Below are 25,761 nucleotides of genomic sequence, written 5' to 3'. Positions count from 1 at the left end.
TTATTCTTCCCTGATCACATCAATAATATTATCCTGTTGGATTTTGCGAAGTGGTATCAGAACGGATACATAACTGATGAACAATGCGGCAGCAAACGTAATGATACATGCCATATAAGGGATTGTCCATTCAAGCTTCAAGATACCAGAAGCAGCCACATATATTATATAGGATAGTATACATCCGAAGAAGACCCCTTGTAAGCTTCCAGATACACCGTATATGAGTGCTTCATAGATAATCATCTTTTTCAGATCTTTTTGCGACATGCCTATTGATTTTAATGCAGCCAGTTCTTTGCGTCTAATGATGATGCTGATCGTAATCGTATTGATGATATTCACACTGCCAATCAGCGAAATAACCGCAATAAAACCATATACGAGCACTTTAATAACGAGTTCTGATTCTTTCCTTGTTTTATTCTCGTCTAGGTAATTAACGATTGTAATAGAGTGCTTTGTTCCAACGGTCCGCTGAATGTCCGCAACGGTTGCGCTAGATTGATGCACATCCTTCAATTTGATTCGAAAACTAGTGTCTTGTTCGCTAACTTCAGATACATTTTCAAGCGACTTCAATTGCTCCAAAATGGCTTGACTGTCTACGGAGGAATCACGATGACCTTCTTGCAGATAGATGGCTAGATCCGATTTCGCAGACTCATTGTTCACGTATTTGGATTCAAATGCGATATTCATGATCGATGAGAACGTAATAAACAATACACTGCTTATAATGATCGATAAGATGGTAATGGTATATCGATTTTTATTTCTTTTCACATTCTTCAAGGCCAGGCTCAGTGGAAAAGAAGCCGGTTTTTTCAGCACCGTATTTTTTTGTTTTTTGATCGATTCTTTTCTTATGGATAACCTGCTGCTGATCGCCAGCAAGGGAGATATTCTTCCTGCAAAAAAAGCCGGATAATAACTGGACGCCAATACCGCTGTCAGGGTAATGAGTGAACTGATCAATATAATCAGCCAATCGATGTGAAAGAACGAGACACTTGCACCCGTTTCTAATAACAGGAGGAAAATGAACTGAAGCGCAGCAAGAGCCAAGATGCTGCATACAATTCCAAGCGGGATGGCGATAACAGCCAGCACAGCCGCTTCCCTCATGACGATGTGTCGAATCTGCTTGCGCGTCGCGCCTATGCTTCGGAGCAAGCCGAACTGCTTCATCCGCTCAACGACACTGATTTGAAAGGCGTTATAGATGACGACAGCTGTCGCCACCACAACTATACTGATGACGATGACAAGCACAGCCAAAATCGAGCGATTCGACTGTGGCTTCAACACTCTGATCAATTCTTCATTGATTACCAACTTCTCAGTTCCAGTAAATGATTTGATCTCGTCTAGAACTTCATTAAAGTTCGCCTTTTGGTTGATCTCAATTAAGATCATGCCTTCCCCACTGGCAAAATCACGTTTATAGGTTAATAATCGACCCACTTTACTTTTCTGTGTAAACTCGCGATTGTCTAGCAGCCCAACCAGTTTATAGGTTTCTCCCTCCATTTGAAAAGAGTCGCCGAGCTTAAGATTTTTATGGATATAAGGAAGCGTCCATGAATCGACAGCTGCCTCATGTTCATTGGCAGGCAGTTGTCCATCGAGAAGGCTATAGGGTAAAAACTCCAGCGCACGTTGATCGGCGAAATTCATTTGTACCGCAACGTCCCCGAGTGGGATGGTCTTGCCCTGTGACATCAATCCATACGATGCGATTTGGGGATTGTATCTGATTTTATTCAGAATCGCTTCATCGTAATTGGATATGCCAACATGAAACGAAAACCCATTCAGCTTTTTGATGTTTTCAATTTGGGAGAGCTGTGATCCTTTCATAAACAGACCGATCGTGGATATTAACGCTACAGAGAGTACAATTCCGACCAAGGTTAAGATGGTTCGCTTGATATTCCCTTTTAGATACCGGCTGCTTAGTTGTTTGTAACTGCTGATCAACTTCATTCTCCTCCAATCTATGCCTGATTCGCAGCTAGCCGTTGATCTGAAATGATACTGCCGTCTTCGATCGTAATGACCCGGTCGGAAGCCGAAGCAATCGATAAATCATGCGTAATCAACACAATGGTTTGATTGTATTTCTTCGCTGTCAAACGTAATAAATCCATGACTTCCTTTGTATTTTTCGTATCTAGGTTGCCTGTAGGCTCATCGGCCAGTATCAAATGCGGACGATTGATAAGCGCCCTGCCGATGGAGACCCGTTGCTGTTGGCCGCCAGATAGTTCGGATGGCAGATGAGTCTTCCGTTCCTGCAGCCCTAAGGTTTCAATAATTTCATCGAGATACGTCATATCTACCTGTTCATTATCTAAAATCGTAGGCAAAGCGATATTTTCCTGGACATTCAATACGGGAATTAAGTTAAAGAATTGAAAAATAAATCCGACTTTCCTTCTTCTGAATATCGAAAGCTCATCATCCGAATAATCGTAAATACTATTTTCCCCGATGAATACTTTTCCTGAAGTTGGCCGATCCAATCCTCCTAATATATGCAGCAGTGTACTTTTCCCTGAGCCGGACACACCCACGATGGAAACAAATTCTCCTTGCTGAATCGAAAGCGTAATCCCTTTTAACGCCTCTACCCTGCTATTGCCTTCGCCATAACTTTTCACTACATTTTCCATGCGTACAACTTCCACACTGTCACCTACTCATACGTAAAGTTCGATCTCTTACACTCAATCTTGTACATCTACAAAGTTTACCTTTTCTTCGCTAACCGCATAGACGCTTCTGATTTCATCTATAACCTTGTTCACCTTTTCTTTCTTTTTATAATCAAAGCTTTCTTTTTGGAAATGAATCAATGAAATTGTTGACTCTGCTTCCTTTATGTTGTTATAAGTTTTGTCATCAACAATAACAAGATCCATAGGTCTATACCCGATCCACGCTTGACGTTTCACATACTGTACAGGCACCATCTTACCATTCAAGTCGATTTGGTTATTCTTCATTTCGTCATCACCTAAAGAGAAGAGCAGATTTTGACCATTCGATAATTCTTGGATCGCGGTAACTGGATCTGAAATAATGGACAAACTTTCAGGATCTTGTCTAGCTCGAATAATCCCCTTCTTGATGAACTGCTCAGCGGTGGATCGCTGAATAACCGAATAATTGATATTTCGGATATCAACTTCCTGACCCGTTTCCTTCTTATCCTGCTCTGACAATTTCGTTACTATTTTGGTTGTGACCAACTTCATTTTGTAGTCGATCATTTCTTTGCTTCTATCTTTGTACAGCTCTTTGACTTTCTTCGTCTCTTGATCTGTACCGATAACTAAAATTCCATTAACCGATTGTGAAGGGCCTTCCACAAAACGTTTTACGCCGAGCCCTATACCTGCAAAAATAGCGATAACCAAAACGAGACCTATTATTTTTTTCATCTTTTTGACTGCTCCTTTTATAAAAATCATCTGATGTCTGGATTATAGATGAATTTGCTTTACAAGTTAATGACTCTTATCTAACCATTTTAATCATCTTCCTTACTTTTTAGTAAGAATCGAAATGAAGACTTGCCTGTCCTAAATTAAGGACTGTATTGAGGATGCGATCCAAAATGACGAAATAGATCGATGCTGAAATGAAAACAGCGACAGTCATAGACGAAAAATTAGTCCGTGACTGCCGCTGTTTTATTCGCTTTAAATCCGTTCCAGAAGGAAAAAGGGATTCATAAATAATCACTTTTCCAATTTATAACCTTTATTACTGCGACAACATTACGATAGCTTTTTAGCTTGTTTCCTGGCTTGAGGAAAGGTTAGCGATTTTTTTGCTCACTATGACCATTACTGCCGCCAGTATAAGAAAATATAATGGCATCGTCACTAACGAATCATTATGCAGATAGCTCATTCCGCTTGTAATCAGACTCACGACTACATAATACCCTAATCCAAAGATAGCCCCTGCTGTCCCCAATACATCGCTGTAACGTACTAGCGCCAAGCTTAAGCAGTTCGGGATGGCCATGCCAATCCCAAGCAGCAGGATGAAGATGCAGGCGACAAACACACCCATGGACAACAGCGATGAGCTTAAACCGTTAAGCGTAAACCCGACCAGCGCTCCAGCACCAAGTACAGTGACGAGACAGCCGATCAGAATGATCTGCTCTGGTTTCAAGGTGGACAATAGCTTCTTCGACAGCATGGCTCCTATTATCGAAGACAACGCTACAAAAATACCAAAGAAACCATAGATGCCTGGCGTCATCTCAAAGTATTCAATAAATACGAAAGGCGCTTCTGCATAGTAACTGAACAGAATGCCGTTCGTTGCTCCGATTAGAAAGCCAAATGCCCATACTCTGCCGTCTGTAATGAGGCGCTTGGCGACAGACAATGTATTCACATTCAAAGTTGTCGTGGCACCTCTCGTTTCAGGCAAGGAAGCGAACGTGTACATGAATATCGCCACACCCATGATGACAAGGGTTAGAAAAACAGCCCTGAAGCCTAACGACTGATCAACCCAGCCTCCAATCAGCGGCCCTAAAGCCGGTGTAAAAGCAAGAGCTGCTGAGATTTGAGCAAATACAGCATGACGCTTCGAACCATCGATGCTTTCTCGTAAGATCGTTTGCGTTACAACCGAGCCTGTACTTGCACCGAATGCCTGCATGAATCGACTAACCAATAGCCACTCCACGGAACCTGACAGATAACAGCCTATGCTGCCTATTCCATATACGAAAATGCCCCAAAGCATGGCAGGGCGCCGACCAATTGCATCCGATAACCTTCCCCAGCAAAAAACACCAACCGCAAACCCAAGAAAATAAATGCTGAGCGTGAGCTGAATCATGTTGTTGCTTGCCTGCAATTGACTAGCAATGTCCGGCAAAGAAGGCGTGTATATCGTTTCGCTGATTTGTGGAAATCCCACAAGAATAATAAATAAAAGCAATGATGGAGTTGAGATTTTTTGTGCCAACTTGCATTCCCCCTATAATTTCGAAAATCTCAATTACATCATCGAAATGTCAGGGAATCGGGGGTTTGCATTTGATTAATCTTGCAAATGAGAGTGCCATAATGAGTGATCACCTTACAATGTTATAGGGGGTAAATATATAGAGGATTATATCAGAATCACATAAATATTACCACGCTCTGACAAGCTTGGACTTGAATTCAAATGCAGATGGCACCGGAACCCCAACCTACGGCTTATTTCTAGCAAATGGTTTCTATGACACTTGGGAAGAAGTTGGTAAAGGCAATGGATTTACTTGCTGTCAGGACGCCGACCTATTGAATGATCAATCTTCCTTATTCGCTAGAATCGACTACATTTTATTTAAAAATGGATGGATGCCCGTCAAGGCAGATAATGTTGGAGAGAAGCAGCAAGATCGAACCGATACAGGACTGTGGCCTTCCGATCATGCAGGGGTAACAGCAACATTAAAGCTTGGGTGCAGAAGTTACGGATAAGCAGTGATGAGTCGTCAAATATCCATCGACGACCCGTCCCCATTTCATTTCTTTGTGAATGTGGGGCTTTCCAATATTTACGCAACGTATTTATACCTAAAACCACCTTGGAATGTGAAATACATCACAATATAATAATTGAAAATATATTAAAATTAAAATGAACTTAAAAGAGAGCCAACTTAGAAGTCGGAAGAGCAACTATGAAAGCCATTCAATTGCGTAGAAACCGCAGTACATAGCCTACTCGACATTACGGGTTCGCTTCGTTGCATTCCGTCCTAGGTATTCCCTTAAGGTTCATCTATAAAGAGATAGAAAGCGGAGGAAAACTCATGAGAAAGAATGCAGCAGCAACGTTGATTCTCGTTCTCTCGTTTATGCTCATCATCGCTGGATGCGGCGGTAACGGGAATACGAGCGCGAACCAGAATCAAGACAATGCAACAAAAGCAGAGAAACCAGAATCAGAAGCCGTGTCGGGAGCTTCGAAAGCAAGCTACACCCCTATCGATCAATTACAAGATAAATATGATATCATCATCATCGGTGCAGGTGGGGCTGGGATGACCGCTGCCCTTGAGGCAAAAGACAAAGGCATGAACCCGGTTATTTTCGAAAAAATGCCGGCAGCCGGCGGAAATACGATGAAGTCCTCATCGGGTATGAATGCTTCTCAGACGAAATTCCAAAAAGAGCAAAGCATTGAAGATAGCAACGATCTCTTCTTTGAAGAAACGTTAAAAGGCGGTCATGGAACGAACGACAAAGAAATGCTTCGTTACTTCGTTGACAATTCCGCAAACGCGATTGACTGGCTGGATTCTATCGGCATTCGCTTGAACAATCTCACGATTACTGGCGGTATGAAAGAAAAACGTACACACCGTCCTGAGGACGGCTCTGCTGTTGGACAATATCTCGTTAGCGGTCTTGTTAAAAATGTACAATCTAAAGGAATTCCACTTTTCGTCAATGCAAAAGTAACAGATATTACTGAAAAAGACGGCAAGGTTAACGGCGTTAAAGTTCTCTTTGAAGAGAAGGATGAGAAAAATATTGCAGCGAATGCAGTTGTTGTGACAACTGGCGGTTACGGTGCCAATATGGATATGATCTCCTCTGTTCGCCCTGATTTGAAAGGTCTCGTAACGACAAACCAAGAAGGCAGCACAGGTGACGGCATTACAATGATTGAAAAACTCGGCGGCGTTACTGTCGATATGGATCAAATTCAGGTTCACCCTACTGTGCAGCAAGAGAAATCGTATCTCATCGGGGAAGCTGTCCGCGGTGAAGGCGCAATTCTCGTTTCTAAAGACGGCAAACGATTCACTAACGAATTAGACACTCGTGACAATGTAACTGCAGCCATCAATAAGCTTGCTGACAAAGCCGCTTATCTCGTATTTGATTCCGGCGTAAAGTCGCGTGCAAAAGCGATTCAGCAATACGAAAAAATGGGCTTCGTTATTAAAGGCGAAACGGTTGAGGCTCTGGCAAAAGAAATGGGCGTTCCGGCAGACCAACTAAAATCTACGCTGGATACGTGGAACGGCGCAGTGAAGGATAAAAAAGACGCAGAATTCGGCAGAACAACAGGCATGGACAACGAACTGTCCGCTGGCCCATTCTATGCCATCAAAATCGCTCCAGGTATTCATTACACTATGGGCGGCGTGAAAGTCAATACGAACACTGAGGTAGTAACGAAGGACGGCAAGTCTATCCCAGGTCTGTTCGCAGCTGGCGAAGTGATTGGCGGATTGCACGGTCAAAACCGTATCGGCGGCAACTCCGTTGCAGATATCATCATTTTCGGACGTCAAGCTGGTATCAAGTCGGCTGACTTCGCAAAAGCACAATAAGCGATTTCGTATCACAATGAACGCTTGGGCTCATCAAAGCCCAAGCGTTTTTTCTACTTACCAAGAAAAAAACGCACACTTCCCCCTTACCTAACGCAAGAAAAGTACTATAAAACTATTGCATGATAGCGAGCGTTCGGATAATCCAATTAGAACCCGTCTGTAATAGTCACTCCAAACGAAAAGTATCAGAAGCTCGTTTCTTAAGAGTCGCTGCAATTGATCAAGAGGATACTTCATCCCCCTTATCGACTCTTATTATGCAGATCTTCTAATGATTAAAATAGCCGGCCTGTCTCCAACGACAGCCGGCTATTTTTGCAGCTTGTATATTTTTGATTATAGTCTGAAACGATTTACCATCATCTGCAGCTCTTCCGCCATTTGCTTAAGCTGTTCGATCGAGGCCGATATGGTCTCCACGGAAGCAAGCTGCTCTTCTGAAGCAGCAACGACTGATTGTACCGCAGAGGAAGCATCAGTCGCAACCTTCGCCATTTCATCTACGGAGGCCGTAATCTCCTCTGTACCTGCTGACATTTCTTCGGTAGCTGCAGATGTCTCCTGCACTTGACCTGTTACTTGCTGCACCAACGCCATAATAAGCTCGAACATCTGCCCGGCCTGTGCAACCACCTTCATGCCGGAAGCTACCTCCTGCCGAACATAGCCCATTGCATTTACGGTTTCCTGCGTGCTATTCTGCATGACGGAAATGAGTTCGGCAATCTGCTTGGCAGATTCACTCGATTGTTCAGCCAGCTTGCGAACCTCGCCAGCAACTACAGAGAAGCCTCTGCCGCTCTCCCCGGCTCTTGCCGCTTCAATCGATGCATTCAGTGCAAGCAGGTTCGTCTGCCCTGCAATATTCGTAATGACATCAATAATCTTCTCAATCTGAAGGGAATGATCAAGCAGCTGCTCCACTGCGGATTCAGTTGTATGCACGGATTGATTAATTGACTTCATCTGCTCCATCGCATCAACGATCGTCGCATTCCCCTGCTCGGCTTGTAGCGCTGAATGACTTGCCAATTCCGCTACACTGGCCGTGTTTTCAACGATAGATTGGATGCCGCGTGCAAATTCCTCAAGTGCGATTGCATTTTCCTCCGATGCCGTCTGCTGCAGCTGTGAACCGGTTGCAATTTGTTCCATTGAAGCTGCAATATGCTCTGTCGCTTGCGCCGTTTCATTTGCATTGTCCGATACAAGGCGTGAATTATGAAGCAGCAGCTCTGAACGTTCATGCACAGTGCTCATAATCGACGACAAACCTTCCATCATCTTGTTAAAGTCCTTCATCAGCACCCCAATTTCATCCTTGGATTCATACGTGCCGCGAACGGTTAGATCCCCTTGTTCAGCTTGCTCCATCAGCCTTTGCATTTGACGAAGCGGCTTCACAATCATGTTGACAGTGATGTACCCAACAAACAAGCATAGCAGGAAGGATACGATTCCAATAATCACATTTGTTAAGGTGGAAGCATCTGTAAGCTGCCCCACCTCCTCAGCTTGCTTTGCTGCCAAATCTTCATTCAGTTTCGCAAGCTCAGTAAGTATATGTTGTACTTTGACTCTGACTTCACGCACATTCCCATTATAAAAATCATATGCCTCTTCGTTCTTATTGGCTATGGCTAATTCAATTGAACGTATATTACTTTCACGATAAGGCTTTAACGCCTTATCATATCCATCTACCAGCTTCTTCTCTTGTTCTGTTTGCATAACCTCTTTGTAACGTGTCAACAAAGTATTATTCTCTGCTCGCAATCGATCAATCGTTTGCTTGAGTTCATTATTTCTAGTGTCGTCACTGCTCGCCATCAATTCGAAGATAGCCGCATCAATGGTACGATTGTTCACCATAATCTGCTTCACCCACATGATGGATTTCAGATTATGATCGAACATGTTGTCGTTCTTATCATTGATTTCATTCATTGACTGATACGACATCATGGTGATGAAAGCCAACAGCACACTGCCGACTCCGACCAGTATAAAGATTTTCATTGAAGTATTCAGGTCTCTAAATCTAAACTTCATGGTTTCTCTCCCCTCTATATGTAACTTAATCATTATCGACAAATTCAGACATATTTTTTATAGCTTCATATAGTTTCCAATGCTTTTTTAACGGTTTTTCTGAAAATTTACTGTAAATACATTACTATTATCACTACCAGCGAAGGCTATAAAATCAAAAAAACTCACGCTTGAGACCATGCGGTCGACCGTTTCCTAACGGTCTCGCCCAGTTCATCAAACGTGAGTTTTTCGTTCATTATGAAATAATGCCTTTAACATTTCACAATCTTAAATTAGATTAACACTAGGTAAGGGTTTGCCGTATGGATCTGCGTCCCTATCAATGCATTCCTGACGCATGCTTGAGCTTCATCGACATATTGTGTACGCAGCGCAAGTATCGAATAGTGCCCGTATTCGCACGCATAATGACCGAATGCGTCTCTACACGCTGTCCCGCCAAATAACGCACGCCGTTCAGCAGGTCACTAGTCGTAATTCCTGTCGCTGCAAAAATAATGTCCCCCGTGCCTACGAGATCCTCCATCCGCAGCAGCGCACTAGGATCCGAAATCCCCATTTTCCTGCAGCGATCATACTGCTTCCGGCTTTCCACCATTAGACGGCCCTGCATCTCTCCCCCAAGACAGCGTAATGCAGCTGCGGCTAATACGCCTTCCGGAGCACCGCCTGAGCCTACATAGAGATCCACACCGCTTTCGGGAATCGCCGACACAATTGCACCAGATACATCTCCATGCTCGAGGAGCTTTATCCGAACTCCATGATTTCGCAGCACTTGGATGATATCACTATGGCGATCGCGCTGCAGAATCATGACCGTGAGCTCCTGAACAGACTTGCCGAGCCTTTCAGCAGACTTCTCCAGCGTAAGCTCAATCGGATCGTCCAGACTAACATGTCCGGCGAGTAACGGACCGACTGCAAGCTTCTGCATATACATATCCGGCGCATGCAGCAGGTTTCCTCTTTCCGCAATAGCAATAACAGACATCCCGTTGTTCAATCCATTTGCGACGACTTCCGTACCTTCCAGCGGATCCACTGCTACATCCACATCCGGCCCTACACGATTCCCAACCTGCTCTCCAATATAGAGCATAGGCGCCTCGTCCATTTCACCTTCACCAATTACAACTGTGCCGTTAATCGGTACAGTATCGAACATTTCTCGAATGGCAGAGGTGGCGGCAAGGTCAGCGCCATGTTTGTCACCCCGTCCAATCCAGGAGGCTGACGCCAGTGCACCTGCCTCTGTCACACGCGCGATTTCCAAAGCTAGCTGACGATCCATCTCCACTTCTCTCCCTTTTTAGCTGCGTAAAGTTAATTGCAAATGCATTCAGTGAATCAAATCCATCACAATACCTGCTGTTTCCTCAATAGCTTTATCCGTAACATCGATGACAGGACAACCTAATCGGTCGAACAATGAACGGGCATTTTCCAATTCCTCTACTATGCGATCAAGTGATGCATATCTGGCTAGAACAGGAAGACCCATCGTCTTCAATCGTTCGGAACGAACCTTCAATAGATGCTCAGCGTTCATCGTCAGACCGATTATCTTGCTTGGCGAAATACTGTATAAGTGCTCCGGCGGCTGAATTTCAGGCACGACCGGATAGTTGACAACCTTTTTCCCTTTATGGGCTAAAAATACGCTTAATGGTGTTTTGGAAGTGCGTGATACGCCAAGCAGCACGATATCAGCTTTCAGTATCGCATGCAGATCCTTGCCGTCATCACATTTAACAGCGAACTCCACTGCCTCAACACGTTGAAAATAATCGTCATCCAAGCGATGCAGCAAGCCCGGCATTCGCTTCGGCTGATCCTCAAATGTATCTACAAACGCCTGGATCATCGGCCCCATTACATCTACAGCTCGAACATGCAGGCGAATGGCATGCTCCTTGATCGCCTCCCGCAATTCGGGCTGTACCAGCGTATAAGCAACAAAGCCTCCGGACTCTGCAGCTTCCTCCATCAAAATACGAAGCTCTTCCTCGTTGCGCACATTCATGTAACGCTTAATCTTGATTTGCGGCGCTTCAAATTGTCGTATAGCAGCCCTTACTACTGCTTCTGCCGTCTCTCCGACGGAATCCGAACACACGGTAATTGTATATGACGCGTTCCCCATACGCTTCGTCCCCCTGCTAATCCTGGTCTACTTTGTCGAGCAGCAGCTTAATGATTGTCGTCTTCGTAATTCGCCCTACGACATTGCCATCTTCATCAGAAGAATTCTCTGGATACGATACAACTGGAAGGCTATCTACTTGATGATGAATCATTTTGCGCGCTGCTTCCAATACAGATTCCTCTGGACTGATCGTCACAATATTCGGCTGTCTGGTCATCACCATACTGACAGGCATGGAGGATGCATTCGGATTGCCTAATGTTACCTTAAGCAGATCTTTACGGGAAATGATACCCGCAAGCTTGCCTCCTTCGTCCGTCACCATTAAACTGCCGATATTTTCAAGGAATAAAGTGACCACCGCATCCTGCACCGTCGTCTTCACATCGACTACAATTGGCATGCCTTGAACCTGTCCGACCTTCATGTTGCGCAGGACGTATGAATCCGACTTCTTTTTCTCTGCCTTCTCCCCGAGAAAATAGCCTACCTTGGGCTTTGCTGCAATATAATCGAGCATGACAAGCAAGGATAAATCAGCACGAATCGTAGGGCGACTCACCGTGAGCATCTCCGCAATTTGCTCTCCCGTAATTGGGGCATGCTTTTTGACGATTTTGATAATTTCTAACTGTCTTGTTGTTAGTTCGATAACGCATCCCTCCGTTTCATGCTATAAAGGCCGCCTTGTATCACGATATCTTTCCTTACGCTGTACACGCAGGATTCAGCTCGCATTCTGTTCTGACAAGATTATAGCATTCCGAGCGGAGTGCGCGTAACTCCCGATTGTAGGAGAAGCAGCACTCCAGCCCGTTTTTATCTCGCAGGGTTACGATATCTCGCTGATGACACCAATCACACCGCTGCTTCTTGGGATTGTTCTGCCTGAACTTCGCCTGTGCCAAGCATTTGTGCATGCTGCTGCCGCGCTGCGCCATTCATACGAATATGGGCTTGCGCTGCTGCAATTCGCGCAACAGGCAGTCGATAAGGCGAACAACTGACATAGTCCAGTCCAATCTGCTGGCAGAACATAATGGATTCATAGTCGCCTCCATGCTCGCCGCAAATACTAGTCGTAAGCATCGGGTTTCTAGCTCGGCCTTGCACAACCGCCATCTCAATCAGCTTGCCGACTCCCTCTGTATCCAGCACTTGAAATGGATTGTAAGGAAGCAGCTTATTCTCCACATAGTGAGTCAAGAACTTTCCTTCCGCATCATCGCGGCTGTAGCCAAACGTCATTTGCGTTAAATCATTGGTGCCAAAGGAGAAAAAATCAGCAGATCGAGCAATTTCTCCAGCTGTCAATGCTGCGCGCGGCACCTCGATCATCGTCCCTACTTTGTAAGGGCAATTTCGTCGCTCCTCGCCCAGCACTTGTTGCGCTACCAGATCAACAACGTTCCGGAGGAAATGCAGCTCATTGACGTGACCAACAAGCGGAATCATAATGTGCGGCAGCACCGTAACCCTGTCTCGCAAACAGCGAAGCACAGCCTGGAAGATTGCTTCCACCTGCATTTCATAAATTTCCGGGAACATAATGCCAAGTCTGCATCCGCGCTGCCCAAGCATTGGGTTGGTTTCCTGCAGTTCGCGAACACGGCGGATCATGCGTTCCAGTTCCTGAAGTTCTCCATCCTTATCCGCTTGTTCACTATCTAAGGTATGCAGGGCTTCCTTGCGCTCTGTAAGCTCCTCTATGTTCGGCAGGAACTCATGCAGAGGAGGATCAAGCAGCCGTATAGTAACCGGGAGACCATCCATCTCCCTGAACATATCTTCGAAGTCTGCCCTCTGCATCGGCAGTAATCGATTCAGTGCCAGCTGGCGATCAATCTCCTTCTCCGCCATAATCATTTGTTGGACAATAGGCACTCTAGTCGGAGACATGAACATGTGTTCCGTCCTGCACAAACCGATTCCTTCTGCCCCGAATTCTCTTGCCTTACGGGCATCAGACGGTGAATCTGCGTTTGCAAGAACCTTCATCGAGCGAATCTGATCAGCCCATTCCAACACTTGCAGCATTTCTGGCGTTATATTCGCATCTTGAAGCTCAATCCGTCCCGGAATGACTTGACCGCTGCCGCCATCAATCGTAAGCCAATCTCCCTCGTGGATGATGAATCCATTGGCGATCAACTGCTGTTTTTCCTCGTCAATCTGCAGCGTTTCACAGCCGCATACACAAGGTTTCCCCATACCCCGTGCAACTACCGCAGCATGGCTGGTCATCCCGCCTCGCAGCGTGACAATCCCTTCAGCAGCAATGACACCGTGAATATCTTCCGGAGTCGTCTCCATTCGTACAAGAATAACCTGTTTTCCAGCCCGTTTCCATTCATCGGCCACGTCAGCCTCGAATACAGCTTGCCCACAAGCTGCACCTGGAGAAGCGGGGAGTCCTGTCGCAATCACACTATGGTCAGCAGCCGCATGGAGTGAACGATGGAGCAGATGATTCAAATGCTGAACATCTATTCTCATCACTGCCTCTTCCTTACTAATAAGCCCTTCCTTTACTAGATCAGAAGCTACTTGCAATGCTGCTCTGGCGTTGCGCTTCGCATTGCGAGTTTGAAGCAGATATAACTTACCGTTCTCAACGGTAAATTCAATATCCTGCATATCGCGATATTGCAATTCCAATTGCTTCGCACATAAGGATAATTCCTCATACACATGCGGCATCGTCACTTCCAGCTCCGCGATTGGACAAGGCGTTCTTGTGCCTCCGACGACATCCTCCCCTTGCGCATTCATCAAGTATTCACCGAATAGAATCGGCTCTCCAGTCGAAGGGTTCCGCGTGAACAACACGCCCGTTCCACTCGTCTCGCCCATATTGCCGAATACCATGGACTGCACATTGACTGCAGTCCCCTGATCATCTGGAATCTGATGGACTTTCCGATATACCTTCGCCCTTGGGCTGGACCAGGACAAGAACACGGCCTCAATAGCTTCCTGAAGCTGCTGCTTTACAATTTGCGGGAACGTACGCTCCGCTCGCACTTCAATAAGAAGCTTGAACTTCTGAACAAGTGATTTCAGTGATGCTTCTGTGAGCTGATGGTCCTCTGCACACCCGGCAAGCTGCTTTTCTTGCTGCAATAAACGCTCAAAGTGAACTCCCTCAATGTTATAAACGACGGAGCCATACATTTGAATGAAACGGCGATAACAATCATAAGCGAATCGTCGATTGCCCGTGAGCTTAGCCAATCCTTCTACCGTCTTGTCAGTAAGCCCGAGATTGAGTATCGTATCCATCATCCCTGGCATGGATGTCACGGAACCAGAACGCACGGATACGAGCAGCGGGCAGTCTTCACTGCCAAAACGCCGTTCCTGCGCTCTTTCCACCTCGACCAGAGCACGCATCACTTCATCCATGATTCCTGCAGGCATATGGCATCCGCTGCTGTAATATTGCCTGCACACTTCTGTAGTAATGGTGAAGCCAGGCGGGACAGGAAGCCCCGCCTTTGTCATTTCAGCCAGATTAGCGCCTTTGCCGCCCAGGAGCTCGGCATCCTCTTTCCCGCCATTTCGAAACGAGTTCACTCTTGATATTGTCAAGCCGAAGCGCTCCCTTCTTGCTCGCGGCACGATTCTTTATTACACACCATATATTTTGTCTTCACACCATTTGTAGGCAAGGTATCGATAATATCATCACAATAACGGCAAATGATCGTGCCCAAGTCGTTCTCTTTTACATACTCAGTGATGAGCTCATCGATTTGGTTTCGCATGTTGGTTCTACCTCCTCGGATTGGACGAACATATACTTGACGAAATCCGTTACACGGCACGCGTATGCCCATTCATTGTCATACCATGCCAACAGCTTCACTTGGTGACCTGACGTTTGAATCGATAATCCATCAATAATTGCAGATTTGCGGTTGCCAATATAATCACTGGACACCAAAGGCTCCTCGTTATATTCCAGATAAGGCTCCATGCCTTCCCTAATTGCATTCGTAAATACTCGAACAATATCTTCCTTCGTAACTTCACTGTGCAATCCAGCAGTAAGGTCAACCAAGGATACATTTTGCACAGGAACTCGCAAGGAGATTCCTTGAACCCGCTCCGCGAGATGTGGCAGAATATCCTTTAAGGCTTTGCCAACTCCTGTTGAAGTGGGAATAATCGAGCTGCCGCAAGCGCGGCCTCTTCGCCAATCTGAGTGCGAATTATCCAGATGCTTTTGGTCATTCGTATACGCATGTACGGTCGTCATCCAACCGTAGTCCAGGCCAAATTCTTGATCGAGCACATGAAGGAGAGGCGCTAGACAATTCGTCGTGCAGGAAGCTGTCGAGATCAGCGCATGCTGCTGCGGGTTATATGCATGCTCGTTAACACCCATTACAATGGTACAGTCCAGATCCTTGCCCGGTGCTGTCACCACTACCCGCTTCGCGCCCGCCTCCATATGAAGGGACGCTTCTGAACGACTCTTAAACTTGCCTGTCGCATCGACGACGACATCAATTCCATGCTCTCTCCATGGAAGCAGTTCTGGTCTGCGCTCGCTCACCACCGGAATTCGGTGCCCTTGAATGAAAAGGCATTGTTCTCCTGCCTTCATATCTACATCCCAGCGACCGTGAATCGAATCATACTTCAAGAGATGCACCAATTGATCGGGTGCGCAGGTAGAATTAATAAGGCCGAGTGAAGCACCGTCACCATCCATGAACAGACTGCGAATAACCAATCTTCCGATTCTTCCTGTACCGCTAACACCGAGTCGTTTCTGCATATATCGTTTGAACCTCCTTTGTTCACTTTATATATTACGTCATAATTAATTGGATTTCAATAATTAATACACACTATATGTAATTTTGTTTCGGAAATGAATAAGAAAAACGTGGATTAGCGCAATAATTAGACATATATAATACACACTATATTCAAGAAGCAGCATGTCTTAATCACCTTTATTAGCGATTCCAAAGCAAAATCAGCGGTACCCTTCAGACAACAAAAAAGATGACCTCTCATCCTCAGAAGGTCATCTACGGTATAACTCATCTATTCTTCACTCCCCTGGCCGTTTTGGCTCAGGTTCCTTTGCAGCTCCTTTTACTCGAAATACAAATGATTATGGTTTTTGCAACCCGGATTAAATGAAACATTGCAAACCGGACACTTATAATGAGAATTCAAATACTGCTCAATGGTGAGCTCTGCATAACAGCTTCCACAAAGGATCGCCTTCGCACCCTGCTCTTCCATAGGCCATACGATTGGCTGATGATCGGCCATCTCTGCATGACAATAATAACAGCCGTAATACACATCACAGCATTTGAACTTAATTGCAATCACATCTACCTCGGAATGATAGTGCCGGCATCTTGTCATCGTATCTATCGCACCTGTCACATGAATCATTTCATTACCTCGCTTTATAGTGTTTCTGCTTTCGAATCTCTCTCAAGCGGTCGTCTCGTCTATATTCGTCTTATTCAAGCATACCATATTCCTTCAATTCACCACCCTGTACCTAAGCAAATTACAGTCAGACGGTTTTCTTTCTGTAAAATAGGTAAACACTGTTACCGACCCGATCAAAATTTAAGGAGGATCGATATGAAAAAACTTGCAATTGCATGTATGCTGGCAAGCTGTCTGCTGCTAAGTGCGTGTACAGCCAAGGAGGCACTTGCGGAAGAGAAAACTCCATTTGTGAACGTGAACATTATTAACACAAAAGGAGAATCGATCGGTACTGCACAGCTAACCCAAGTAGGTAACAAGGTTCAAATGGCTGTCGATGTACGGGATCTGTCACCCGGTAAACATGGCATTCACTTTCATGCGGTAGGACGTTGTGATACTCCTGACTTCAAGACGGCAGAGGCACATTTGAATCCAACCCATAAGGAGCATGGCTTCGAAAATCCGAAGGGCTACCACAGCGGCGACTTGCCTAATTTAGAAGTAGGTGCAGATGGCAAGGCCCAAGCTACCTTCACAACCGAGATGGTCACGCTGGAGAAGGACAAGCCTAATTCCCTGGTGAAGCCTGGCGGCACAGCGTTAATTATTCATGCGCAGCCGGACGATTACAAGACTGACCCAGCAGGTAACTCAGGCGATCGCATCGCATGCGGAGTTATTCAATAGTAATGTGATCAACACAATGAGGGGCTTCCATTCGTCATCCTTGATGATGTAATGGTAGCCCCTCATTATGTTCTAGACGAGTCATCTATTTACGTGTAAATAGAGTCATTGCCTCATCCAACGATTTAAGTTGGCCAAGGGCAGAGTAATCCAGCCATGGCTGCTGTGCAATCGCATGAACATTACTGTTTTTGACTGCCTTTAGATTTTTCCAGATGGCGCTATCCTCCAACTCTTTGAATAGCTGCTGAGCAGCCGAATCAGCAGCTACCTCAAGCAGAATATGATCGGGATCGAAATCTGGCAGCACCTCGCTGGAGATAGCTTGCGGCCCTTCTTTTCCTCGTCCTATATTTTCCAAACCCTTCGCAGGTTTAATTCCCAAATCTCGATAAAGCAATGATCCATAATTGCGATCTAACCCGTATACTCTGAGCTCTTTTTTCATGACGCGCAGCACTAACACCGTTTCGTCTCCAAGCGCTTGCTTGATAGATTCTTTTGCTGTAGCGGCTTTTTGTTTATAATCAGCAATAAACGCCTCGGCCTCTTTTTCCTTGCCTAACGCCTTGCCGAGCTGTTGCAACTGCTCTTCCCAGGTCGACTGCTTGAAACTCAGTACCATTGTCGGCGCGATCTTTTCGAGTTCATCCTTGCCCTTTATCAGTTCTTCCTGCGCGATGATAAGGTCTGGTTCCGCGTTCACGAGCGCTTCGAGGTTGGGATCTTGGGAATTCCCTAAATTTTGTGTATGTTGCAAGAGATCGGCTACATGCGGGAGAAACTCTTTTCCTTTTTGTGTGACGGCTCCGATCGGAGTAATTCCCAATGCAAGCAAGTCGCTTGTAAAAGGAATAGATAATACCGCAATCCGTTTGTCTGCTCCCGCAATATCTGGTGGATGCTTTGTATCGGAAGTGACCGTTTGAACCTGTGATGAATTCCCCGATTCGCTCTGTTTATTCGAGGCCACTTGTCCGCTGCATGCTGCAGTAATCATTACGAGTAAAGTACAGATGCAAGTAATTATCTTCATGCGATGACGTGTAATCATGATGCAATATCCCCTTTAAAGTCGTCTAAGGTTTAAATGAAAATGAAATCATTATTATGATAGGTAAAGAACGATAAAACACATGCCCGATGTTGCGCGCACCATACAGCTTTACGTTCTTCCACATCCGATCATAGATTGGCATAGACATCATTGGCGCTTCTTTATCGATAGGTATGACAAATGGATTCACGCTTAGTGTTTATATCCGACATCACGGTCAATGTCGCGTATTTTTCCACTTGGCTGCAGTAATTGCTGCTTCGCCTGATTCATGCGCAGATCGGTCAAATACTCGATTGGACTCTTCTTCCTTTGCGTTTGAATAGCTAAGAGTAATATGAAGGATTCATACCAGCATATCTGCTAGTTTGTCCAAGGAAATCAGCGATAGAGATTGGCTGTTCCAAAATAATTATCGAATCAAACGTCTAATGCGATGATGCTGCTCGACCCGTATTTCCCCGCTTACAGGCAACGTCAACTCCTTCTCCTTACTCTTCTCACATCACTCCACCCCATTGCGTGATAGATGTCGAACTCGGTTTTGTATAGGTGCAGTCCATGTTTAGCATCGCATTCAACTACAGAAACGGATCCAACTGGCAATAGAAAAACAATATTCGGCAGCACCCCGGCAGCAATACATCCGTCGTTCATGTACAATTTTCCCGTTCCCCCTTCACCACTTCCTATCCTCTCGATCCTATCATTCGCTGCTCACGAATTACTCAAATAATAATGATTATCAATATCAACTACTTATTTTCTCATGTTCGTTTTCATTTGTCCACAGATGATGCATAATAACCACTCCATACACGTAAAAAAGCTGCTCCAATTCCACACCTTCGATGTTACGAACAACTCCAATAGCATCAACAATACCTGCATAATTGTACGATGAATGCCATAAATTAAAACTCCCAAATTACATTATTTTGGTATTGTAATAATTATAAACTTACATCGAGCTAGAAGAAATGGAGGGGAAAATTCCTATGGATGTAATGGATGTGGGGTCTTTTTTGCAGCGTGATAATGAGAATCTTCAGGAACTAAGCATAAAGATCGATCAAGCAGGATGGATGGTAACTTCTACAGGTGAGGGATCCTGGAATGATGCGTTGGAAGTTGCCCAAAATGAATGGGTGCGTTATTTATCGGATACGGATCGGTTCGCCCTCATTACGAAGCACCTAGAGAATAAGCAGCTTACGTCATTACAAAAACGACAGCTTACAGAGCTTCGTCACTTGATGATCAATCAACAGTTAGATCCGAAGCTTGCCGAACACTCTACTCGCATGACAAAGGAACTCGTAGACATTTTCAATTCCTACCGTCCTACCCTAAAGAACCAGCATGTATCGAACAATGATATTCGCACGATTCTGGAAACGAGCCTTGATCCGGACGAACGTAAGCAGGCTTGGCTCGCTAGCAAGCAAATTGGCAAGCAGGTCTGCGATCGTTCACTACGGCTTATCCAGCAGCGCAATGAAGAGGCGCGCACACTTGGTTACGACAATTATTATCAGATGCAATATAGCGCGCAGGATCTCGATCTTGATGGCGTATTTGCCTTAATCGATGAGCTGCTTGTCCAGAGTGAAGAACCGTATCGGCTCGTGAAGCAGCAAATTGACGAGGAACTGGCTCAAAAATTTCGTATTACAGTATCGCAGCTTAGGCCGTGGCATTATTCAGATCCATTCTTTCAGAGTACGCCTGCTGTCAGTGAATGGAATATGGCCGATTATTTGCAAAATGACCGGATGGAAGCAATTACTGCAGAGACGTTTCAACGTATGGGACTTGATATCAAAGATGTTATCGCACGCAGTGACCTATATCCGCGTGATAAGAAATATCCATATGGGTATTGCACGGCGATGGGACGTACGGGCGAACCACGGATCATGATGAGCATCAATCCGAGCGAATTTTGGATGAGCGTAATGCTGCACGAGTTCGGTCATGCGGCATATGAGAAAAATATTGACGCAGCGCTGCCTTTCCTGCTGCGGAAGCCTGCCCATACGCTTACTACCGAAGCGATTGCGATGCTCTTTGGCAGAATGACAAAGGAAGAGGAATGGATTACCCGCTTCATCAAGCCGGAACCAACCGCCTTTTCTTCCCATGCTTCTGCCCTGCCCGGTACTCTTCAACGCGAGATGCTGGTCAGTATGAGATGGTATATTACATTTGTGAAGTTCGAGCGGGAGCTGTATGAGCGTCCACATACGAACGTGAATGAACGTTGGTGGCAACTCGTAGCAGAGATCCAGCACTTGCATGCGCCTGAGGATACCCGGCATCCGCACTGGGCTGCCAAGATGCATTTCACGCTTGCTCCTGTAAGCTATCAAAGCTATTTATTGGGTGAGCTGACTGCTTCCCAACTGCAACATTATATGATGGCGAATATTTCGCATGACTTGTTCTCTCTGGAAGCAGGAACTTTTGTAAAGGAGCAATTTTTCCTCCCTGGCGCGACATGGACATGGAATGATCTGTTGAAGCGTGCAACGGGCGAGCCGCTTAATCCAAAGTATTTTGTCCAACAGTTCGTAAGCTCGCACTGCAATCGATAACACTATACCGTACTCGTACATATGAGGAATGCAGGGCAGAATATCATCTCTCGCTGCACATTCCCCTTTCACGTTCTAATGAAAAGTTGTATTCACCGTATTCGCTGGACTTCCTACTTCAACCGGATCAATTCGGCGTAATAGAAACGACGAATCTTGCAAAAAGGCTTGCAAATACGCATGAGCAAACGGTTGTTCTAATTGAGATTTTCCGTTTCTTCCGGATTTGTAGCATGATGACAATAGTTCTCGACAGGTTGGCGGATTAGAAGGCGATATAAAGCTATGGGAACAATGGTGTACCTATGAGCGAGTAGATGTGATGAAGCTCGTAATGCACTATCGTAACACTTGATATAACCGGATAAAAAGAAAACAGCACCCATGTTGCCGCATGAGTGCTGTTCCGCTATTTCACTTTCATGTAATGAGCAGCTTGGCTGCTGCGAATAACGATTAGGTTCGTCATAAGCGGCTGCAGCAGAGTAAATATCAATACACAAAGCACCGAGCTGAACAAATTAATAAAGAGGGGCATGCCTGTGTATAGGAGATGCAATAAACTTGTTGTCAGTGTCAGTGGAGCAATAGCCAGTACAAAATGGATCCCGGAATGATAAATTGACGCAGCTGGATTAGGCTTGAACAGGATGAATGAAATAACAATACCGTGAATGAGAAGCGGAAGCAGGAATAAATAGCTTGCTCCAGGGAAAAGTCCTATTGCAACTATCAGAAGCAGGAAGTAGAACAGCATCCCTGTCAGCATCATTTCTAATCCATTAACAACATGACGTGTGAGTCGAGTGATTAAGAGATGTACAAATAATGCAGCCAGTACGAATGCGAGATTAACTGAAGCAGGTATGGAAGCAAGATTAAGCTGCATACCTGCAATCAAATTCCCAATATACACTCCCCCAACAAAGAGCAGATAAGAAAGAATAACGGACGAAATCACACTTCCTAATATAATAAGGAAACTATTAGCCATTCCTTTCAGCGTGATCGCTCTTTTCTTGAGAAGGACAGCAATAGCTAGCAGCCACCCAACACCAATAAGAACGGACATAGGTACGGTCCAAGCATCGGGATAATGCAGCAGCATCGTGAACCAATTGAAATACACGTGTTCTGGTTCAATCAATTGCTTCAAATCCATGCTTCCGAATCGTTTGGCTGCCGCAAGTGCGTTTTCCCCATGATGCTGCAACGTTGCAAGAGAGACGTTCTCAGGCGCATCTTGTGCTGTATGGTATTTGTCCCAGCCGTCAATATACCCGAAGTTAAGTCCTGGAATGCCAGCTTGAAGTGAAACGGTTAAATCCGTATCATTTGGCATCATCCGATATATTTCGCCTAACATAGAGCTGCTAACCGGCGATACTGCGAATGAAGCAAAGCCGGATATAAGAGCTCCATTATCCTTACTCGTTTGAAACATAAGAGAAGACCCTTTTGAGCCTCGCGCCTCAAAATTGAGAACCAGGCCTATCTCCTCCCGCAGCTTTTCATCTAACCAGAATAGCTCTGCACCAAGCAGCCCTTTCTCTTCACCATCTGACAGAACGAACCAAATATCTCGCTCAAGCGGCGGACTAGATTGTAGGACCCGTGCCGTTTCCAATAGCGTGGCGACCCCAACCGCATCGTCGTTAGCACCTGGTCCAAAAGGCGTTGAATCATAATGTGCCAACAGCATTAATGCTTTGCCTGGCTTGGTTCCTTTATGTATGCCGATAATATTATGCAGCTCTAAAGACTCTGTTGCGCCTTTAACTATACCTGTCCATGGATACGTTTTGACAGAAGGCTGCAGCCCTAACAATTTCATTTGCTCCACCAAATACGCTCTAACCTTAGCGTTCTCAGCCGTACCTGATGGATGTGGCTTCCGGGCAATTGCCTGCACATGCTTAAACGCTCTTGCAGCAGAAAATTGTAGTTTTGGCGCATCCTCTCCCTTAGGAGCAGGCGGCTGCTCGAACCATAAAGTTGAGAGTATAAGCAGCACACACAAGATTACGATACCCATCGACCTAACCCACATACTTATTGAATACTGTTCAGTCAAAGTCTTGTTCAAGATCGACTCACCTCCATAATCCCCAACATAACAAAAGGTATTTTTTACCTTTTCTGATACTAATATCATATCCGACCTTTATGTTAAGAACAAGAAATAAATAGAAATAAATGATCATGTATTGCTTCCTTATTTATGTCGAACTTACCCCATCACATCGTATCCAACAAATTAAAGCAAACATTTTGTTAACGTATTATATATTATGTTAACTTCTACTACCACAATGCACAAAATCGCTATATAATACGATTTGTGCTGTACGCAATTTTATATCGAAGGCCTTACATAGGAGAGTGACTATTGTTGAATTGGTGGGACATGTTTGTCGGATTTATTTTAGGAGTTGTTGAAGGCCTGACAGAATTTGCTCCGGTATCATCTACCGGACATATGATTCTTGTGGATGACTTTATGCTGCATTCCAAGGAAATATTCTCGCCTCAAATGGCGAATATGTTCAAGGTCGTCATTCAGCTTGGCTCCATTCTAGCTGTTGTCGTCGTATTTTGGGATCGTTTTTTCCAGCTTCTCGGCTTGAAGCGTGCACCAGTTGATCCGGAACTGGGCAGAGCCGGTCATTCCAGATTGAAGCTGACTCAAGTATTGGTCGGATTAATCCCTGCAGCCGTGCTTGGATTACTGTTCGAAAAGTATATTGATCAATACTTATTTTCTATTCAGACCGTCTTGATCGGTCTCGTGCTAGGTGCAGTGCTTATGGTTGCAGCGGATTGGTTCCGGCCTGCAAAGCCAACAGCCAAGACTGTCGACCAGGTTACGTACATGCAAGCGCTAGGCATCGGCTTGTTCCAGTGTCTTGGACTATGGCCGGGCTTCTCCCGCTCCGGCTCTACAATCTCCGGCGGCGTACTGCTTGGGATGAGTCACCGTGCAGCTGCTGACTTTACATTCATTATGGCCGTACCTGTCATGGCAGGTGCCAGCGGATTATCCCTTCTGAAGCATTGGAAGGATTTCTCGATGGATGCACTTCCATTCTTTATTGTCGGGTTCATAAGCGCGTTTTTGTTCGCCCTGCTGTCTATTCGCTTCTTCTTGAAGCTCATCAACCGAATTAAGCTGGTCCCGTTTGCGATTTATCGCGTCGTATTGGCCGCAGTGATTTATTTTGTTTTCTTATAAAATGAACAGCACGACAACAATCTTACAGCATAGCAAAACAAGCCTTTGACCTAATGGTCAAAGGCTTGTTTTCGATTACCGTTATCGTGGTCAATGGAATAAAGAAATGACCTCTCATCCCTATCTATCCATTTTCTCAAGTTACCGAGTTATCTTCACCTTGAATCCGTCCAGCTCCGCTTCTGCATCCCGAAATAGCTGCAGCAGCTGCTCACAGTATTCCCCCAGTTGCTTTTTACTAGCCTCATAATGGCTCCAATGAATTGTAAGCGGCAGTGAAGAGGCTTCCGTCAAACAATCCCACAGCGCATCCAAATTCCGTCCATAATAATCGGGAAGCTCCAGCACCTCGCTGAGCACATCATGCACCGCATTTCGAGAGGATATAGCACGCCCATCCAATTCAACAACTCGTCTTGTCATCGTCCTCATTCCTTCCCTTTCATCTGCTGGAATGTTTTATAATGATCCTCGGTCTTGTAAATAAGTCCGTCATTTGAGAAGAGAAGACGGTCTTTCCCACGAAAGCCATCAGAATAGTGGATGTCTGCCTCATACCAAATGCGGCCCTTCTTCTTGGGCAGCTTGCCTTCCCGATTGCGGAAGATATCTCCGCCAATACTCTTGCCTGGAGCTACTTCATTCAGATTTCCTTCCTTTGCATTCCATCCGAGCTTCTCCGCTTCCTTCTTCGTAATGAAATTATCTGGCAGAGAATGATGCTTCCTTATATAATTCGCTACTTCCTCGAAGTCTGTTAGAGGTTTCGATTGAACTGGCTCGTTAGACTCCACTGTTGGCGAAGGACGTTCAATGGCCTTCTTCCCTTTATCAACCTGTGTTGTGTCGCATCCTGTCATTACCATCAAGGTAAGGAACAAGACGAACAGCGATTTCATCCATTTCAACGTAAAATTCCCTCCATATGTGCTAATCACCTGCTATTGTGAATCAGGAATTATTGTAACATGAATAAGCCCATAGATTAAAATCTACTTTTAGATTACCAGCGTAGCCATCAAAACAAACCTTCGCATCTCTAGTTCAGACGAGTCAAAATCAAAACCACCCGTCCAACGGGTGGTTTGCACTTGGGGTATAACCCCCTGTTGCCAAACTGCGCCTAAAGACGCT

General features: G+C 45.2%; 21 protein-coding genes. 5 read left to right on the top strand and 16 right to left on the bottom strand.

Annotated features, from left to right (window positions below; all coding sequences use genetic code 11):
* The 4 genes from NO352_RS10165 to NO352_RS10150 all read right to left on the bottom strand — a co-directional run bounded on the left by NO352_RS10165 (position 1) and on the right by NO352_RS10150 (position 5,004).
* Positions 1 to 1,983: an ABC transporter permease gene (locus NO352_RS10165; protein ID WP_268599850.1), complete on the bottom strand. Its 1,983-nt coding sequence runs from the start codon at positions 1,981 to 1,983 to the stop codon at positions 1 to 3.
* A 17-nt stretch (positions 1,984 to 2,000) separates the two neighbouring features.
* Complete coding sequence (locus NO352_RS10160; RefSeq protein ID WP_289355549.1) at positions 2,001 to 2,693, bottom strand: ABC transporter ATP-binding protein; 693 nt, start codon at positions 2,691 to 2,693, stop codon at positions 2,001 to 2,003.
* 39 nt (positions 2,694 to 2,732) lie between these two features.
* Positions 2,733 to 3,449, bottom strand: coding sequence for a lipoprotein BA_5634 family protein (locus NO352_RS10155; RefSeq protein ID WP_289355548.1), 717 nt, complete (start codon positions 3,447 to 3,449; stop codon positions 2,733 to 2,735).
* A 352-nt stretch (positions 3,450 to 3,801) separates the two neighbouring features.
* The gene (locus NO352_RS10150) at positions 3,802 to 5,004 is read right to left on the bottom strand and encodes a multidrug effflux MFS transporter (RefSeq protein ID WP_289355547.1); all 1,203 of its coding nucleotides are present in this window, start codon (positions 5,002 to 5,004) and stop codon (positions 3,802 to 3,804) included.
* 194 nt (positions 5,005 to 5,198) lie between these two features.
* Between NO352_RS10150 and NO352_RS10145 the strand changes: the two genes are divergently transcribed.
* Both NO352_RS10145 and NO352_RS10140 read left to right on the top strand, forming a co-directional pair.
* Complete coding sequence (locus NO352_RS10145; protein WP_353961247.1) at positions 5,199 to 5,507, top strand: exonuclease/endonuclease/phosphatase family protein; 309 nt, start codon at positions 5,199 to 5,201, stop codon at positions 5,505 to 5,507.
* 335 nt (positions 5,508 to 5,842) lie between these two features.
* Positions 5,843 to 7,375: a flavocytochrome c gene (locus NO352_RS10140; protein ID WP_289355546.1), complete on the top strand. Its 1,533-nt coding sequence runs from the start codon at positions 5,843 to 5,845 to the stop codon at positions 7,373 to 7,375.
* A gap of 339 nt (positions 7,376 to 7,714) precedes the next feature.
* Here the strand turns inward: NO352_RS10140 and NO352_RS10135 are convergent, their stop codons facing one another.
* The 8 genes from NO352_RS10135 to NO352_RS10100 form a co-directional block, all read right to left on the bottom strand.
* Entirely contained in the window at positions 7,715 to 9,430 is a 1,716-nt protein-coding gene (locus NO352_RS10135) for a methyl-accepting chemotaxis protein (protein WP_289355545.1), read from the bottom strand.
* A gap of 322 nt (positions 9,431 to 9,752) precedes the next feature.
* On the bottom strand, positions 9,753 to 10,727 hold the full coding sequence (gene glpX / locus NO352_RS10130) for a class II fructose-bisphosphatase (RefSeq protein ID WP_005550065.1): 975 nt from the start codon (positions 10,725 to 10,727) through the stop codon (positions 9,753 to 9,755).
* Between the two features lie 48 nt (positions 10,728 to 10,775).
* A complete protein-coding gene (locus NO352_RS10125) occupies positions 10,776 to 11,579 on the bottom strand; it encodes a pyruvate, water dikinase regulatory protein (RefSeq protein ID WP_005550064.1) in 804 nt (267 codons plus the stop codon).
* A 16-nt stretch (positions 11,580 to 11,595) separates the two neighbouring features.
* Positions 11,596 to 12,234 carry a CBS domain-containing protein gene (locus tag NO352_RS10120; RefSeq protein WP_040736521.1) on the bottom strand — a complete coding sequence of 213 codons (639 nt, stop codon included), beginning with the start codon at positions 12,232 to 12,234 and terminating at the stop codon, positions 11,596 to 11,598.
* Between the two features lie 206 nt (positions 12,235 to 12,440).
* The gene (gene ppdK / locus NO352_RS10115; protein ID WP_289355544.1) at positions 12,441 to 15,173 is read right to left on the bottom strand and encodes a pyruvate, phosphate dikinase; all 2,733 of its coding nucleotides are present in this window, start codon (positions 15,171 to 15,173) and stop codon (positions 12,441 to 12,443) included.
* Positions 15,170 to 15,349, bottom strand: a complete 180-nt coding sequence (locus tag NO352_RS10110; RefSeq protein WP_005550061.1) for a GapA-binding peptide SR1P — start codon at positions 15,347 to 15,349, stop codon at positions 15,170 to 15,172. The genes ppdK and NO352_RS10110 overlap by 4 nt, the downstream gene beginning before the upstream one ends.
* Entirely contained in the window at positions 15,310 to 16,368 is a 1,059-nt protein-coding gene (gene gap, locus NO352_RS10105; protein WP_005550060.1) for a type I glyceraldehyde-3-phosphate dehydrogenase, read from the bottom strand. The genes NO352_RS10110 and gap overlap by 40 nt, the downstream gene beginning before the upstream one ends.
* Before the next feature lie 326 nt (positions 16,369 to 16,694).
* Positions 16,695 to 17,006 (bottom strand): CHY zinc finger protein, encoded by a 312-nt coding sequence (locus NO352_RS10100; RefSeq protein WP_289355543.1) that lies wholly within the window; start codon positions 17,004 to 17,006, stop codon positions 16,695 to 16,697.
* Between the two features lie 198 nt (positions 17,007 to 17,204).
* On the opposite strand from NO352_RS10100, the gene NO352_RS10095 reads away from it, so the two are divergent.
* Entirely contained in the window at positions 17,205 to 17,741 is a 537-nt protein-coding gene (locus NO352_RS10095) for a superoxide dismutase family protein (protein ID WP_005550057.1), read from the top strand.
* An 85-nt stretch (positions 17,742 to 17,826) separates the two neighbouring features.
* Here the strand turns inward: NO352_RS10095 and NO352_RS10090 are convergent, their stop codons facing one another.
* A complete protein-coding gene (locus tag NO352_RS10090) occupies positions 17,827 to 18,795 on the bottom strand; it encodes an ABC transporter substrate-binding protein (protein ID WP_289355542.1) in 969 nt (322 codons plus the stop codon).
* A gap of 1,001 nt (positions 18,796 to 19,796) precedes the next feature.
* Here NO352_RS10090 and NO352_RS10085 point away from each other — a divergent pair.
* Positions 19,797 to 21,395, top strand: a complete 1,599-nt coding sequence (locus NO352_RS10085; RefSeq protein WP_289355541.1) for a M3 family metallopeptidase — start codon at positions 19,797 to 19,799, stop codon at positions 21,393 to 21,395.
* Between the two features lie 409 nt (positions 21,396 to 21,804).
* Here the strand turns inward: NO352_RS10085 and NO352_RS10080 are convergent, their stop codons facing one another.
* The gene (locus tag NO352_RS10080) at positions 21,805 to 23,481 is read right to left on the bottom strand and encodes a M28 family peptidase (RefSeq protein WP_289355540.1); all 1,677 of its coding nucleotides are present in this window, start codon (positions 23,479 to 23,481) and stop codon (positions 21,805 to 21,807) included.
* 321 nt (positions 23,482 to 23,802) lie between these two features.
* Here NO352_RS10080 and NO352_RS10075 point away from each other — a divergent pair, with 321 nt between their 5' ends.
* The gene (locus tag NO352_RS10075) at positions 23,803 to 24,627 is read left to right on the top strand and encodes an undecaprenyl-diphosphate phosphatase (protein WP_157267196.1); all 825 of its coding nucleotides are present in this window, start codon (positions 23,803 to 23,805) and stop codon (positions 24,625 to 24,627) included.
* 141 nt (positions 24,628 to 24,768) lie between these two features.
* Here NO352_RS10075 and NO352_RS10070 read toward each other — a convergent pair whose 3' ends face one another.
* Positions 24,769 to 25,050, bottom strand: coding sequence for a barstar family protein (locus NO352_RS10070; protein ID WP_005550047.1), 282 nt, complete (start codon positions 25,048 to 25,050; stop codon positions 24,769 to 24,771).
* A gap of 5 nt (positions 25,051 to 25,055) precedes the next feature.
* Positions 25,056 to 25,535 carry a ribonuclease domain-containing protein gene (locus NO352_RS10065; protein ID WP_289355539.1) on the bottom strand — a complete coding sequence of 160 codons (480 nt, stop codon included), beginning with the start codon at positions 25,533 to 25,535 and terminating at the stop codon, positions 25,056 to 25,058.
* Between the last annotated feature and the right edge of the window lie 226 nt (positions 25,536 to 25,761).

It is taken from the genome of Paenibacillus sp. S-12 (genome assembly GCF_030363895.1).
Classification (GTDB): Bacteria; Bacillota; Bacilli; order Paenibacillales; family Paenibacillaceae; genus Paenibacillus_B; species Paenibacillus_B alvei.
This window is presented reverse-complemented; position numbering and strand designations above follow the sequence as displayed.

Coding starts and splice junctions, on each gene's coding strand:
- NO352_RS10100 (WP_289355543.1), bottom strand. CDS start 17,006: ATGATTCATGTGACAGGTGCGATAGATACGATGACAAGATGCCGGCAC.
- glpX (WP_005550065.1), bottom strand. CDS start 10,727: ATGGATCGTCAGCTAGCTTTGGAAATCGCGCGTGTGACAGAGGCAGGT.
- NO352_RS10110 (WP_005550061.1), bottom strand. CDS start 15,349: ATGCGAAACCAAATCGATGAGCTCATCACTGAGTATGTAAAAGAGAAC.
- NO352_RS10075 (WP_157267196.1), top strand. CDS start 23,803: ATGTTTGTCGGATTTATTTTAGGAGTTGTTGAAGGCCTGACAGAATTT.
- NO352_RS10085 (WP_289355541.1), top strand. CDS start 19,797: ATGGATGTAATGGATGTGGGGTCTTTTTTGCAGCGTGATAATGAGAAT.
- NO352_RS10155 (WP_289355548.1), bottom strand. CDS start 3,449: ATGAAAAAAATAATAGGTCTCGTTTTGGTTATCGCTATTTTTGCAGGT.
- NO352_RS10140 (WP_289355546.1), top strand. CDS start 5,843: ATGAGAAAGAATGCAGCAGCAACGTTGATTCTCGTTCTCTCGTTTATG.
- NO352_RS10070 (WP_005550047.1), bottom strand. CDS start 25,050: ATGACAAGACGAGTTGTTGAATTGGATGGGCGTGCTATATCCTCTCGA.
- gap (WP_005550060.1), bottom strand. CDS start 16,368: ATGCAGAAACGACTCGGTGTTAGCGGTACAGGAAGAATCGGAAGATTG.
- NO352_RS10090 (WP_289355542.1), bottom strand. CDS start 18,795: ATGATTACACGTCATCGCATGAAGATAATTACTTGCATCTGTACTTTA.
- NO352_RS10125 (WP_005550064.1), bottom strand. CDS start 11,579: ATGGGGAACGCGTCATATACAATTACCGTGTGTTCGGATTCCGTCGGA.
- NO352_RS10135 (WP_289355545.1), bottom strand. CDS start 9,430: ATGAAGTTTAGATTTAGAGACCTGAATACTTCAATGAAAATCTTTATA.
- NO352_RS10095 (WP_005550057.1), top strand. CDS start 17,205: ATGAAAAAACTTGCAATTGCATGTATGCTGGCAAGCTGTCTGCTGCTA.